Annotated in this window: 12 protein-coding genes; 2 read left to right on the plus strand and 10 right to left on the minus strand. The window is 73.0% G+C overall.

Going from position 1 to position 12,967, the window contains the following annotated elements; all coding sequences use genetic code 11:
* Positions 1-101: 101 nt before the first annotated feature.
* From pheT to infC, 7 genes are all read right to left on the minus strand, one after another.
* A complete protein-coding gene (gene pheT / locus ACIRR8_RS23510; protein ID WP_404068073.1) occupies positions 102-2,615 on the minus strand; it encodes a phenylalanine--tRNA ligase subunit beta in 2,514 nt (837 codons plus the stop codon).
* The gene (gene pheS / locus ACIRR8_RS23515) at positions 2,615-3,754 is read right to left on the minus strand and encodes a phenylalanine--tRNA ligase subunit alpha (RefSeq protein ID WP_404068075.1); all 1,140 of its coding nucleotides are present in this window, start codon (positions 3,752-3,754) and stop codon (positions 2,615-2,617) included. The genes pheT and pheS overlap by 1 nt, the downstream gene beginning before the upstream one ends.
* 116 nt (positions 3,755-3,870) lie before the next feature.
* Positions 3,871-5,043: an ATP-binding protein gene (locus ACIRR8_RS23520; RefSeq protein WP_404068078.1), complete on the minus strand. Its 1,173-nt coding sequence runs from the start codon at positions 5,041-5,043 to the stop codon at positions 3,871-3,873.
* 172 nt (positions 5,044-5,215) lie between these two features.
* The gene (locus ACIRR8_RS23525; protein ID WP_404068080.1) at positions 5,216-6,061 is read right to left on the minus strand and encodes a TrmH family RNA methyltransferase; all 846 of its coding nucleotides are present in this window, start codon (positions 6,059-6,061) and stop codon (positions 5,216-5,218) included.
* 115 nt (positions 6,062-6,176) lie between these two features.
* Entirely contained in the window at positions 6,177-6,560 is a 384-nt protein-coding gene (gene rplT, locus ACIRR8_RS23530; RefSeq protein ID WP_003970214.1) for a 50S ribosomal protein L20, read from the minus strand.
* A gap of 107 nt (positions 6,561-6,667) precedes the next feature.
* Positions 6,668-6,862, minus strand: a complete 195-nt coding sequence (rpmI, locus tag ACIRR8_RS23535) for a 50S ribosomal protein L35 (RefSeq protein WP_003970213.1) — start codon at positions 6,860-6,862, stop codon at positions 6,668-6,670.
* 121 nt (positions 6,863-6,983) lie between these two features.
* Positions 6,984-7,625 (minus strand): translation initiation factor IF-3, encoded by a 642-nt coding sequence (gene infC, locus ACIRR8_RS23540; RefSeq protein ID WP_404068570.1) that lies wholly within the window; start codon positions 7,623-7,625, stop codon positions 6,984-6,986.
* A 387-nt stretch (positions 7,626-8,012) separates the two neighbouring features.
* On the opposite strand from infC, the gene ACIRR8_RS23545 reads away from it, so the two are divergent.
* Complete coding sequence (locus ACIRR8_RS23545) at positions 8,013-8,378, plus strand: DUF1844 domain-containing protein (RefSeq protein WP_073881883.1); 366 nt, start codon at positions 8,013-8,015, stop codon at positions 8,376-8,378.
* A gap of 70 nt (positions 8,379-8,448) precedes the next feature.
* Here the strand turns inward: ACIRR8_RS23545 and ACIRR8_RS23550 are convergent, their stop codons facing one another.
* The 3 genes from ACIRR8_RS23550 to ACIRR8_RS23560 are packed head-to-tail and all read right to left on the minus strand — an operon-like array spanning position 8,449 to position 11,194.
* Positions 8,449-9,177, minus strand: coding sequence for an SseB family protein (locus ACIRR8_RS23550; RefSeq protein ID WP_404068083.1), 729 nt, complete (start codon positions 9,175-9,177; stop codon positions 8,449-8,451).
* Between the two features lie 44 nt (positions 9,178-9,221).
* Positions 9,222-10,406: a type VII secretion-associated serine protease mycosin gene (mycP, locus tag ACIRR8_RS23555; protein WP_404068085.1), complete on the minus strand. Its 1,185-nt coding sequence runs from the start codon at positions 10,404-10,406 to the stop codon at positions 9,222-9,224.
* Entirely contained in the window at positions 10,403-11,194 is a 792-nt protein-coding gene (locus tag ACIRR8_RS23560; RefSeq protein WP_404068087.1) for a hypothetical protein, read from the minus strand. The genes mycP and ACIRR8_RS23560 overlap by 4 nt, the downstream gene beginning before the upstream one ends.
* A gap of 565 nt (positions 11,195-11,759) precedes the next feature.
* On the opposite strand from ACIRR8_RS23560, the gene ACIRR8_RS23565 reads away from it, so the two are divergent.
* Positions 11,760-12,962, plus strand: a complete 1,203-nt coding sequence (locus tag ACIRR8_RS23565) for an amino acid deaminase/aldolase (RefSeq protein WP_404068089.1) — start codon at positions 11,760-11,762, stop codon at positions 12,960-12,962.
* Positions 12,963-12,967 lie beyond the last annotated feature (5 nt).

A 12,967-nucleotide genomic window follows, 5' to 3' on the forward strand; every position in this document is an offset into this window, starting at 1 on the left:
CCGGTTCCGTGTCCGGTCCGCGCGCGATCCCCCGCCGCCGCGAGAGAAGGAGAAGGGGCGTATCCGGTGGCCGGATACGCCCCTTCTCAACGCCTGCGGTGCTACGCGCCGCGCAGCACCGCGCCCGTGCGCTCGGCGGCCAGGGCCACCGCGCTGTCGCGGGCGGCCGAGGCCTCCTCGACGGTCAAGGTGCGGTCGGCGGCTCGGAAGCGGAGCGCGTACGCCAGGGACTTGTTGCCCCCGCCGATCTGCTCACCGGTGAAGACGTCGAACAGCCGCAGCGATTCGAGCAGTTCACCCGCTCCCTCGTGCAGCGCCCGCTCCACGTCGGCGGCCGGGACGTCCCCGGCGACGACGAGCGCGACGTCCTGGGTCGCCACCGGGAAGGTGGAGATACGAGGCGCCTGGAGCGCTCCGTCGACGGCCCGCTCCAGGACGTCCAGCTCGACCTCGGCGGCGCAGGTCCGCTCGGGCAGGTGGAGCGCCTTGATGACGCGCGGGTGGAGTTCGCCCGCGTGTCCGAAGAGGGTCTCCTCGCCGTTCACGGTGACGTACAGCGCGGCGCAGCGGCCCGGGTGCCACGGGGCGTGCTGGTCGGCGCGGACGGTGACCTCCACGCCGGCCTCGGCGGCGATGGACCGGGCCGCCTCGACGGCGTCCGCCCAGGTCGCCGGCGTGCCCTTGCCCCACCAGCCGGCCTGCTCGCGGGCGCCCGCGAGGACGACGGCGGCGCGGCGCGGCTGACGCGGGAGGGCCGCGTCGAGACCGGCGATCTCCTCGTCGGTGGGCCGGCGGTCGACGGGCAGCCGGACGGCCGCCGTCTCCTCGCCCGTCGGCCGGAAGACGAGGCCCGTCTCGAAGAGGGCCAGGTCGTGGCTGCCGCGGCCGTCGTTGCGCCGCAGCGCGCCGAGGAGGCCCGGCAGCAGCGTGGTGCGCAGGGCCGGCTCCTCGTCGGAGATCGGGTTGACGAGCTTCACCGTACGGCGGCGCTCGTCGTCCTTCGCCAGGCCGAGCTGGTCCAGCACGGCGTCGCCGATGAACGGGTAGCTCAGCGCCTCGACGTAACCGGCTCCGGCCAGCACCCGGCCGATACGGCGGTGCAGCCGCTGGCGGTCGGTGAGCCCGCGGCCGGAGGGGGGTGTCGGCAGGGTGGAGGGCAGGTTCTCGTAGCCCTCCAGGCGGATGACCTCTTCGGCCAGGTCGTTCGGCTCGTTCAGGTCGGGCCGCCAGGACGGGACGGTGACGATCAGCTCGTCCTGCCCGTAGACGTCGCAGCCGACCTCCTGGAGGCGGCGGACGACGGTCTCGCGGCCGTACTCCACACCGGCGACCCGGTCGGGGTGGTCGGCCGGCATGGCGATGGTGCGCGGCGCGTGCGGCGCGGTGATCTCGGTGACCCCGGCCTCTGCGGTACCGCCCGCGAGGAGGACCAGCAGGTCCACCGTGCGCTGCGCGGCAGCGGCGGCGGCCTGCGGGTCGACGCCGCGCTCGAAGCGCTTGGACGCCTCGGAGGACAGCTTGTGGCGGCGCGCGGTGCGGGCGATCGAGATCGCGTCGAAGTGCGCGGCCTCGATGACGACCTCGGTGGTGAGCGCGTGCTCGCCGTCCGCGTCGGCGATCTCGGTGTTGGCGCCGCCCATGACGCCCGCGAGGCCGATCGGCCCGCGGTTGTCGGTGATGACCAGGTCCTCGGCGTCCAGCACGCGGACGGTGCCGTCCAGCGTGGTGAGCTTCTCGCCCTGGGTGGCGCGGCGCACGCCGATCGGCCCGTCGACCCGGTTGCGGTCGTAGGCGTGCAGCGGCTGGCCGAGCTCCAGCATCACGTAGTTGGTGATGTCGACGGCCAGCGAGATCGACCGCATCCCGGCCTTCTGCAGACGGCGCTGCATCCAGATCGGCGAGCGGGCCTCGGGCTGGAGACCGGTGACGGTGCGCGCGGTGAAACGGTCGCAGCCGATCGGGTCGGAGATCTTGACCGGGTAGCCGTACGCGTTGGGCGCGGGCACGTCCAGGAGCGCCGGGTCGCGCAGCGGCAGCCCGTACGCGGTGGCGGTCTCGCGGGCGACCCCGCGCATGGAGAGGCAGTAGCCGCGGTCCGGGGTGACGGCGATGTCGAGGACCTCGTCGACGAGCTGGAGCAGCTCGATGGCGTCGGTGCCGACCTCGTGCTCCGGCGGCAGCACGATGATGCCGTGCGTGCCGTCGTCGCCCATGCCGAGCTCGTCGGTGGAGCAGATCATGCCGTGGGAGGTCTTGCCGTACGTCTTGCGGGCGGCGATCGCGAAGTCGCCGGGCAGGACGGCGCCCGGGAGGACCACGACGACCTTGTCGCCGACCGAGAAGTTACGGGCGCCGCAGACGATCTCCTGCGGTTCGCCGGTGCCGTTGGCGGAGCCGACGTCGACCGTGCAGAAGCGGATGGGCTTCTTGAACCCCTCCAGCTCCTCGATGGTCAGGACCTTGCCGACGACCAGGGGGCCCTTGAGGCCCGCGCCGATCTGCTCGACGGTCTCGACCTCCAGGCCGACGGAGACGAGCTTGGCCTGTACGTCACGGCCGGTCTCCGTCGCCGGCAGGTCGACGTACTCCCGCAGCCAGGAAAGCGGGACGCGCATCAGATCTCCATCCCGAACGGCCGGGTGAACCGGACGTCACCCTCGACCATGTCTCGCATGTCTTCGACGTTGTGGCGGAACATCAGCATCCGTTCGATGCCGAACCCGAAGGCGAATCCGCTGTACTTCTGGGGGTCGACACCGCAGGCGGTGAGCACCTTGGGGTTGACCATGCCGCAGCCGCCGAGCTCGATCCAGCCCTCGCTGCCGCAGGTGCGGCAGGGGCGGTCCGGGTTGCCGACGGACTCGCCGCGGCAGACGTAGCAGACCATGTCCATCTCGGCGGACGGCTCGGTGAACGGGAAGAAGTTCGGCCGCAGCCGGGTCTTCATGTCCGGCCCGAAGAGCGCCTGGACCATGTGGTCCAGGGTGCCCTTGAGGTCGGCCATGGTGAGGCCCTCGTCGACGGCGAGCAGCTCGATCTGGTGGAAGACCGGGGTGTGCGTGGCGTCCAGCTCGTCGGTGCGGTAGACCCGGCCCGGACAGACCACGTAGACCGGAGGCTTGCGCTCCAGGAGCGAGCGGGCCTGGACCGGCGAGGTGTGCGTACGCAGGACGACACCGGACTCGTCGCCCTCGGTCGCCTTGCCGTCGGCCGTGGTGCCCTGGACGAAGAAGGTGTCCTGCATCTGGCGCGCCGGGTGGTCGGGCACGAAGTTCAGGGCGTCGAAGTTGAACCACTCCGCCTCGACCTCGGGGCCCTCGGCGATCTCGTAGCCCATGGCCACGAAGACGTCCGCGACGCGCTCCATGATCGTCGTCAGCGGGTGGCGGGCGCCGGCCGGGGTGCGGTCGTAGGGCAGCGTGACGTCCACGGCCTCCTCGACGAGCACGCGAGCGTCGCGCTCGGCCTCCAGCTCGGCCTGGCGGGTGGCCAGCGCCTTGGAGACGGCGCCGCGGGCCTGGCCCACGCGCTTGCCCGCCTCGGCCTTGGCCTGCGGGGGCAGGGCGCCGATCTCGCGGTTGGCGAGCGACAGGGGCGAGGTACCTCCGGTGTGCGCGGTCTTCGCCTGGGCGAGCGCGTCGAGGTCGCCGGCGGCGGCGAAGGCGGCGAACGCCTCGTCCCGCATGCGCTCGATCTCTTCCGGTTTCAGTGCCTCGACCTCGACTGGGTCGTACGACTTGTTCGGTGCCGACATCTCTTCCCGTGCTTCCGATTGGCTGATGGCGCGACCCCGCTCGACGACTGGAGGACGCAAAGGTGCCAAAGGTCGAGTCTAAAGGCCGCAGGACGGTCGGGGAGCCCGTGGGCGCCTCACGCCAGATAGGCGGGCGCGCTCACGGGCAGAATAAATCGGAACTCGGCCCCGCCGCCGGGTCCCCGGTCGACGGTGATGGTGCCGCCGTGCGCCTCGACGATGCCCTTGACGATGTAGAGGCCGAGGCCCGTACCACCGCGCTTGCTCCCCCGCCAGAAGCGGGTGAAGACACGGCCCATCGACTCCTCGGGGATGCCGGGACCTTCGTCGCTCACGGTGACAGCCGTTCCCATCTCGTCGCTCGTCCCCGGCGCGGGTGCGGGGGCGATCTCCATGGTGACGGTTCCCTCGCCGTGGCGCACCGCGTTTTCCAGCAGGTTGCCGAGGATCTGGTCGATCTTGTCCGGGTCGGCCCAGAGGTCGGGCAGCGGGCCCCTGGCCCGGACCCGGAAGCGGTCCGGCGCCTGGCCACCCGCGATGAGGGCCTGGATGTGGCGGGCGACGGCGGCGGAGATGTCGACCGGCTGGCGGCGCAGCTCCAGCCGCCCGGAGTCGATACGGGAGATGTCGAGCAGCTCGGCGATGAGCCGGGTGACCCGGCCCGCGTCCGCGTCCACGGTCTCCAGCATCAGCCGCTTCTGGTCGTCGGTGAACCGCTCCCACTTGGCCAGCAGGGTGGCGGTGAACCCTTTCACCGAGGTCAGCGGGGAGCGCAGCTCATGGGCGACGGTCGCGATCAGCTCGGCGTGGCTGCGTTCGGTACGGCGGCGGGCCTCGGTGCCGCGCAGCGAGACGACGACCCGGCGCACCGGGCCGAGCGGGTGGTCGCGTACGTAACGGGCGGAGACCAGCACCTCGCGGCCGCCGGGCAGCAGCAGGTTGCGCTCGGGCTGGCCGTTACGGGTGGCGAGACCGCCGTACGGGTCGGTCAGCGGCCACCAGCGCTTCCCCTTGAGGTCCTCCAGCGGGAGGGCCACGTCCAGGGGCCGGCCGATCGCCTCGGCGGCGGGGGTGGCGGTGATGCGGGCGGCGGCGGCGTTGAAGCAGACGACGCGGCCGCTCCCGTCGGCGACGACGAGCCCGTCGGGCAGGTCGTCGGGGTCGATGGCGGCGGGGAGGGCGTCGGCGGGCGCGGTTCCGGTGGTGTCCCGGGCGGCTTCGGTGCCGGTGCCGTGCGGGCTCCCGACAGCGGTGTGCGCCGGTCGCGGCGAGCTCATGCCGACAGCCATTATCCCGTATCCCCACCTCTCGAACCGGTGCAGTGGGCCCCCGAGTTCGTCACCCTACTAGTCGTCGGTGAACCCGCGACACCCTGTGGGGGCGCGCGGTGGGCGTGCGCCGGTGGACGGGGAAGCGGAATGGCCGGGACCGATCGGTGACGGACCGTCGGACGGACCGGAGTTACGCCTCGGGGGCGCGGCGCGGGCGCTGGGCGCGGGCGGAGGCGTAGAGGCAGACGGCGGCGGCGGTCGCCAGGTTGAGGCTCTCCGCCTTGCCGTGGATCGGGACGCGGACGACGGCGTCGGCGAGCGCCCGGGTCTCCTCCGGCAGCCCCCACGCCTCGTTGCCGAAGACCCAGGCGGTGGGCCCGCCCATGGTGCCCGCGTCCAGCTCGTCGTCCAGGTCGTCGTCACCGGCCCCGTCGGCGGCGAGGATCCGCACCCCGGCGTCCCGGAGCCCGTGCACGGCCTGCTCGACGGGGACACCGACGGCGACGGGCAGGTGGAAGAGCGAACCGACGGACGCCCGTACGGACTTGGGGTTGTACAGGTCGACGGAGGCGTCGGTCAGCACCACCGCGTCGGCGCCTGCGGCATCCGCGCAGCGCAGTACCGTACCGGCGTTCCCGGGATCGCGGACGTTGGCCAGAACGGCCACCAGATTCGGCTTCGCGTCCAGGATCTCCTGGAACGGCGAGTCCAGGAAGCGGCAGACACCGATGAGGCCCTGCGGGGTGACGGTCTGCGAGACGTCGGCCAGGACGTCGTCCCCGGCCAGGTGGATCCGGGCCCCGGCCGCGTGGGCGGCGTCGACGATGTCGGCGTATCGGTCGGCGGCCTCGGGGGTGGCGAACAGCTCGATGAGCGTCGGCTCGCCGTCCCCGCCCCGGTGGGCGGCGGCCTCGCGTACGGCCTGGGGCCCCTCGGCGATGAACCTGCGCTCCTTGCCGCGGAAGTTGCGGCGGGCCAGCCGGCGGGCGGCGGCGACGCGCGGGGAACGCGGGGAGATCAGTTCGGGGGTGCCCATGGTCGGCGGCGAGCCTCTCTGGTGACGGCGGTGAGGGTTCAGCGGCAACGCACCGGACCCGCAGACGGCATGCGCCTGCGGGTCCGGTTCACGTACCGAGAAAGCGGTGCCTGGATCAGGCGGCCTTCGGGGCGTTGACGTCGCTCGGGAGGGCCTTCTGAGCGACCTCGACGAGAGCGGCGAACGCGTTGGCGTCGTTGACCGCGAGCTCGGCCAGGATCTTGCGGTCCACCTCGATGTTGGCGGCCTTCAGACCCTGGATGAGGCGGTTGTACGTCATGCCGTTCTGGCGGGCAGCGGCGTTGATGCGCTGGATCCACAGCTGACGGAAGTCGCCCTTGCGCTTCTTGCGGTCGTTGTAGTTGTAGACCAGGGAGTGGGTGACCTGCTCCTTGGCCTTGCGGTACAGACGCGAGCGCTGACCGCGGTAGCCGCTGGCGGCCTCGAGGATCGCCCGGCGCTTCTTGTGGGCGTTGACTGCCCGCTTGACGCGTGCCACTTGTTAACTCCTTGTAGCGGGGCCGTGGGTGTCTTCACACGGCCCGGAAACGAATTGGTCCCGGTGTGATCGAGGTCGTGCCTCCGGCGTGAGCCGGAGGCCGGGCCTCACTTGCCGAGAAGCTTCTTGATCTTCTTGGCGTCGGCCGGAGCCACGACGACCGTGCCGGTCAGCGAGCGGGTCTTCTTGGACGACTTGTGCTCGAGCAGGTGGCGCTTGCCGGCCCTCTCGCGGAGCACCTTGCCGGAGCCGGTGATCTTGAAGCGCTTGCTGGCACCGCTGTGCGTCTTGTTCTTCGGCATCGCGCCGTTCTCTCCTCGTCAGTGGCGCCCCTCACGGTGCCGGGCACCGCACTGCAGGGGCGTCAGATCTCTATGGGATTCCGGAGTGACCCGGGGGCGCCTGGATGGCGGCCCCCGATGGTCACGCCTCGGAAGGTGTGTCGGCCGGAGCCTCGGCGTTGTCGCCTTCGGGCGCGGCGTCGGGCGTACCGCCCTGACGCTCCGCCTTGCGGGCGGCCTGGGCCTCGCGGGCCTCGGCCATGGCTTCGGTCTTCTTCTTGTGCGGGCCCAGAACCATGATCATGTTCCGGCCGTCCTGCTTCGGGTTGGACTCGATGAAGCCCAGGTCCTCCACGTCCGAAGCGAGACGCTGGAGCAGTCGGAAGCCCAGCTCCGGGCGGGACTGCTCACGACCACGGAACATGATCGTGATCTTGACCTTGTCGCCCTGCTTGAGGAACCGGACGACGTGACCCTTCTTGGTGTCATAGTCGTGCGGGTCGATCTTCGGCCGGAGCTTCATCTCCTTGATGACCGTGTGCGCCTGGTTCTTGCGCGCCTCACGGGCCTTCATGGCCGACTCGTACTTGAACTTCCCGTAGTCCATGAGCTTGCACACGGGCGGACGGGCTGTCGCCGCCACCTCGACCAGGTCGAGGTCGTACTCCTGTGCGAGTTCCAGGGCCTTGGCAAGCGGAACAATCCCGACCTGCTCGCCGCTGGGACCGACAAGTCGGACCTCGGGAACGCGAATCCGGTCGTTGATGCGGGGCTCGGCGCTGATGGATCCTCCTCGGTAGCACCACGCGACCGCCTGGCGGACAGCCGCGTAACGTGTGTGACGTCAAGACCAACCGAGCCGGAAGCGCAAAAATGCCCCGGACGGGACACAGGCGGGGCTCCTGGAACTACCGGAGCACCGCCGCGGTCAACCGCGGGGCGCATCGGGCGGCTCCATCGTCCGTACGGAACGATGGGGACCGCCTGACCGGTGACCCGCCGTCCGTGAGGACGGTCAGGTGGGAGATCGGAGCCTCCACTTGTGGGCCGGGCACATAGGTGTCCGGCCGGTCGTCACACAAGGTTAGCAGCCCGGCCGCGGGGGCGCTAATCCTGTGTCCCCGGGGCTCCCGCGCGAGGGGCGGCCTGGGCCGGGCCTTATCGTGTGGGCATGAGCGACGCGACCCCCACCAGCAGTGAGAACCCCGGCTTCGACGCCATGGCCCGCGACATCGCGGAGGTCCCGGCCGTCGAGGTGATCGTGACGGTCGCCGTCAACCTGATGAGCGCGGCGGCGGTGAAGCTCGGCCTCACCGAGGAGGGCGAGGACCACAAGGACCTGGACGAGGCCCGCAAGCTGGTGCACGCCCTGGCCGGGCTGCTGGACGCCTCCACCACGGAGATCAGCACCTTCCACGCCTCGCCGCTGCGGGACGGCCTGAAGTCGCTCCAGCTCGCCTTCCGCGAGGCCTCACTGGTGCCGGACGAGCCGGGCCAGGGACCGGGCGAGAAGTACACGGGCCCGGTCTACGGCTAGACGCCTTCTTTTCGTACGTACGTGAGCCCGCCGCCCCTCCGTGGGGCGGCGGGCTCACGCGTGTCCGGCCTCAGCGGCGAAACAGCGGCTCACCCGGTGCGTCGGCTCCGGCCGGCAGCAGCGCCAGGTCCAGCCCGCCGACCAGCCGGGCCCGGAGCACCTCGCTGCCGGAGAGCACCTCGGCCACCCGGCGGGCCGCCTCGGCGGGGACCGCGTCCGGGGCGAGGACCAGGGCGAGAGTGCCGTCGGCCCGGCCCGGGCCCAGGTGGGCGCGGAGCACGGCGGGTTCGGCGGCGACGGCCTCCCGTACGGCCGCGATCACCGCGGGGTCCTGGAGGGGGTCGGTGCTGGTGCGGTTCTCCGCCAGCGCCAGGAGCGCCTGACCGCTCAGCTCGAAGGCGACGGGCCCGGCGAGGTCCAGCACCACGGTGTCGGCCTTCTCGTGCGCGGCGGCCTGGAGGGCCTGGTGCAGCGGTACGGCGACGGGGCGGGCCTCGGGGTCCCAGCGGGCCAGCGAGTCGGTCGAGGTGAAGGCGGGCAGCGCGCGCCGGTCACCGGCCTTGAGGGTGGGGACGGCCATGTCGCTGGTCTTCTCGCGCCGCAGCCCCTTCTCGTCCTCCTCCACCTCACCGAGGACGGCGACGACGGGAACGAGGAGCCGGGCCTCCCGGAGGGCTGCGAGGACCGGGCCGACGGCGGTCCGGTCCCGCGACCAGGCATCGAGTGCGCTGGTCAGGGCGGGAGAGGCCGAGCCGTCGTCATCGGAGAAACCGGAGTCCGGGATGTTCTTGAGCGCCACGGGTCGAGGGTAGTGCCTGGAGGCGTGGGCGCTGAGCCTGGGGTTCAGCGGCGGCCCGGCGCGTTCCGGCCGCGCCAGAGGATGACCGCCGCCGCCAGGAGGGCCGCGCCGAGGCCGCCCGCGAGCGGGGCCGCCCAGTTGACCGGGTCGTCGGCGGCGGGCGGCGGGGTCGGGCCGGGCCCGAAGTACTTCTTGCGGTGGCCCGCGGTGGCGGTCTGGGCGCCGATGTCGCCGGGGTGGAGCCGGGAGCCCGCCTCGATGGCCTCCGCCGGGTCGACGATGCCGTAGCCGCGGGCGTCGTCGCGGCCTCCGGCGGGGGTGTCGCGGGCGGTGTCGGCGAGGAGCTTCTTGATCCGGGCGGGGTCGAGGCCCGGGTGGGCGGCGCGGACCAGGGCGACGGCGCCGGAGACGAACGCGGCGGCCGCCGACGTACCCCACTCGATGTAGTAGTGGCCGTCCGGGTTGGCGACGACGATGTCGACGCCGGGGGCACTGACGGTGGCGTACCAGCGGCGGGTGGAGAAGGCGGCGTGGGTGCCGTACTCGTCGACGGCGGCGACCGCGATCACGCCCGGGTAGGCGGCCGGGTAGGAGATCCGGTCCCCCTTCTCGCCGCCGTTGCCGGCCGAGGCGACCACGGAGATGCCTTTGGAGAGGGCGTACTGGATGGCGGAGTCCTCGCCCGGGTCCGGGTGGGCGGACTCGCTGTCGTCGCCGAGGGAGAGGTTGATGACGTCGGCGCCGTTGTCGGCGGCCCAGCGGATTCCTTGGGCGAGTGCGGTGCCACGGGTCTTGCGGGCCTTGGCGCGGGCCGGGTCCTTGGATTCCAGGATGACGCGGACCGGCAGGATCTTGACCTCGGGTGCGACGCCGAGGACGCCGTCGGTGCGGCCGGGGCCGTTGCCGTGTCCGGCGATGATCCCGGCCATGGCGGTGCCGTGCAGGGCCCAGGAGGAGTCGCCCTGCGAGGCGCCGAAGCCGACGAGGTCCTTGCCGGGGAGCACCTGGTCCACGAGGTCGGGGTGGGAGCCGTCGACGCCGGTGTCCAGGACCGCGACGGTGACGCCCGCGCCTTTCGTGGTCTGCCAGGCGCGGTCGGTGTGCAGGGCGGCGAGGGCCCACTGCTGGTCGCGGATGGCGTCGGCGTGGGCGGGGGCCGCGGGGGTGAGCGCGAGGACGGCGGCGGCGCAGACCGCGGCGAGGACGCGGTGGGGTCGTCGTCGGGTCATGCGGGCGGCTCCACGAGCTCGGTGACGGTCTTGCGCAGCCCTCGCTCCACCCGGTCCGCGATGCCCTTGGCCTCGTGGCCGAGGCCTGCCTGGGCGATGTCCGTGGTGGCGGGCGTCCGCGTCGCCGCGTCGGCGGGCTGCGGCTCGGCGACCGTACGCGCGTCGGCGAAGCCGGAGACCGCGAAGACGACGACCGGGATCTCGGTGAGCGGCCGGACGGTCCAGCTGGCCCGCTGCCGGTCGCCGAAGCCGGCGGCGAGGGTGCCTTCGGGAGCGTACGTACGGGGCATCAGGTCCTTTCGCGCGGCGAGCTGCTGCTCGGTGAACCGCGTGCTCAGGGCCTGCATCCCGGCGGCGTCGGCCTCGGTGACGACCATGCCGACGGTGGTGACGGCGGAGCGGGTCGAGTCGGTGTAGGTGGCCCGCACCATCCGCTCGCAGCCGACGGACCGGAGGGTGGTGCGGAGCAGCGGGTCGAGGCCCTGGGAGCAGTCGCTGTCGGCGGCGACGGAGAGCCGGGTCCAGGTGCGGTTGGTCCCGCCGGGCCCGGCGCCGGTGCCCTTGAGCATGCCCGGGAAGAGCGTGTCGACGGGGACGCTGTGCCAGACGGTACGGCCTTCGGTGTACGCGGTCCGGGTGGGCTCTGCGGAGGAGTCCCCGGTCAGCCAGGCCCCGGTGACGGCCCCGCCGATCAGCCCGAGCCCGAGGACGACGCAGGCGGCGGCGGTCGCCGCACGCCACCTCTGCCGGGCCGTCGGGACGGGCCGGAGCCGGGTGGTGGTCTCCACGGGCGTCTCGGGGTAGCCGTAGCGGGCGGGGACGGGGTACGCCCCGGGGGGCGGGGGGCCGCCCGAACCCGGCGCCGGGGTGAGGCCGACGGCCCCTACCGGCCTGCGCCGGGTGGTGAAGGCGGGGGGCGGGCCGGGGTGGGTGGGGTAAGGGGTGGCTGCGGGGGCGGGGGGCGCCTCGGGGGCCGGTGGGGCGGAGGGTGCTGGGGAGGGGCGTGGGGCCGCGGGGGCGGAAGAGGGGCCCGACACCTGCTGCGTGCCCGGCGGCGGCTGCTGCGTGCCCGGAGCGCCGGGAGCCCGGGAAGGGGGCGGCGGGACCGATGGGGCCGGTGGGGTCGTCGGGCGGGGTGGCACGGGAGCGCGTCGCGCTTCGGTACTCATCCGGCCCCCTGGTTCACGTCCCGTACCGACCACGGATCACCGCCACCGCCAGGCGCGTTGGTGCTCGCGTGTCCGTCACTCTACGGGCTGCGGGCGTACGGCGGGGAACGGGACGTCCGGCCTCGGCGGATCTGCACCGAACGTCCCCTACCCAGCCGTAGCGGCTCTCTGGCAAGCTGCGGCCATGACTGCCCGCGCCGCTGACCGGGCCCGGTACAACCGGGCCACCGCCCATCTCGACGCCCCGCTCGCGATCGTCGATCTGGACGCCTTCGACGACAACGCCGACGATCTGGTGGCGAGAGCCGACGGGAAGCCGATCCGGGTGGCGAGCAAGTCCGTGCGGTGCCGGGCTCTGCTGGAGCGGGTGCTCGCGCGGCCCGGGTTCGCCGGGATCATGTCGTTCACGCTGGCGGAGTCGCTCTGGCTGGCGCGGGCCGGGTTCGACGACGTACTGCTGGCCTACCCGTCCGCCGACCGGGCCGCCTTCGCCGAGCTGGCCGCCGATCCGAAACTGGCCGCCGCGGTGACGGTGATGGTGGACGACCCGTCCCAGCTGGAGCTGATCGACGCCTCCCGGGCCGGTGGGCAGGAGGAGATCCGGGTCTGCCTGGAGCTGGACACCTCGCTCCGGCTGCTGGGCGGCCGGATCCGGATCGGGGCGCTCCGTTCGCCGCTCCGCTCCCCCGCCCAACTCGCCGAGCTGGCCCGTTCGGTGGCGCGCAGGCCGGGTTTCCGGCTGGTGGGGCTGATGGCGTACGAAGGTCATGTCGCCGGGGTCGGTGACGCGCTGGCGGGACGGCCGCTGCGGTCCCGGGCGATCCGGCTGATGCAGGCCACGGCCCGTAAGGAGCTGGCGGCCCGGCGCGCCGAGGTGGTGCGGGCCGTGCGCGCGGTCGCGCCGGAGCTGGAGTTCGTCAACGGCGGCGGCACCGGCAGCGTGCAGCACACGGCGGCCGAGGCCGCGGTGACGGAGATCGCGGCGGGTTCGGGGCTGTACGTGCCGCGCCTCTTCGACAACTACACGTCGTTCTCCGCCCGCCCGGCGGCCCTGTTCGCGCAGCCCGTGGTGCGTCGGCCGGGCGTGGGCGTGGTGACGGTGCTCGGCGGCGGCTACCCGGCCTCCGGCGCGGCCGGCGCGGACCGGTCGCCGGTTCCGTACCTCCCGGAAGGGCTGCGCTACGACCCGCAGGAGGGCGCGGGCGAGGTCCAGACGCCGCTGCTCGGCTCGCCCGCCGACGATCTGCTGATCGGCGACAAGGTGTGGTTCCGGCACGCCAAGGCCGGTGAGCTGTGCGAGCGGTTCGACGCGCTGCGGCTGATCGAGGGCGACCGGATCACGGCGACCGTTCCGACGTACCGGGGCGAGGGGAAGACCTTCCTCTGAGCCCC

This window comes from Streptomyces sp. NPDC101178, assembly GCF_044767965.1.
Taxonomy (GTDB): domain Bacteria; phylum Actinomycetota; class Actinomycetes; order Streptomycetales; family Streptomycetaceae; genus Streptomyces.

What these genes read in the sequence shown, in the direction of transcription:
- pheT (WP_404068073.1), bottom strand. Translation starts at nt 2,615, where the DNA reads ATGCGCGTCCCGCTTTCCTGGCTGCGGGAGTACGTCGACCTGCCGGCG.
- pheS (WP_404068075.1), bottom strand. Translation starts at nt 3,754, where the DNA reads ATGTCGGCACCGAACAAGTCGTACGACCCAGTCGAGGTCGAGGCACTG.
- ACIRR8_RS23520 (WP_404068078.1), bottom strand. Translation starts at nt 5,043, where the DNA reads ATGGCTGTCGGCATGAGCTCGCCGCGACCGGCGCACACCGCTGTCGGG.
- ACIRR8_RS23525 (WP_404068080.1), bottom strand. Translation starts at nt 6,061, where the DNA reads ATGGGCACCCCCGAACTGATCTCCCCGCGTTCCCCGCGCGTCGCCGCC.
- rpmI (WP_003970213.1), bottom strand. Translation starts at nt 6,862, where the DNA reads ATGCCGAAGAACAAGACGCACAGCGGTGCCAGCAAGCGCTTCAAGATC.
- ACIRR8_RS23545 (WP_073881883.1), top strand. Translation starts at nt 8,013, where the DNA reads ATGAGCGACGCGACCCCCACCAGCAGTGAGAACCCCGGCTTCGACGCC.
- mycP (WP_404068085.1), bottom strand. Translation starts at nt 10,406, where the DNA reads ATGACCCGACGACGACCCCACCGCGTCCTCGCCGCGGTCTGCGCCGCC.
- ACIRR8_RS23565 (WP_404068089.1), top strand. Translation starts at nt 11,760, where the DNA reads ATGACTGCCCGCGCCGCTGACCGGGCCCGGTACAACCGGGCCACCGCC.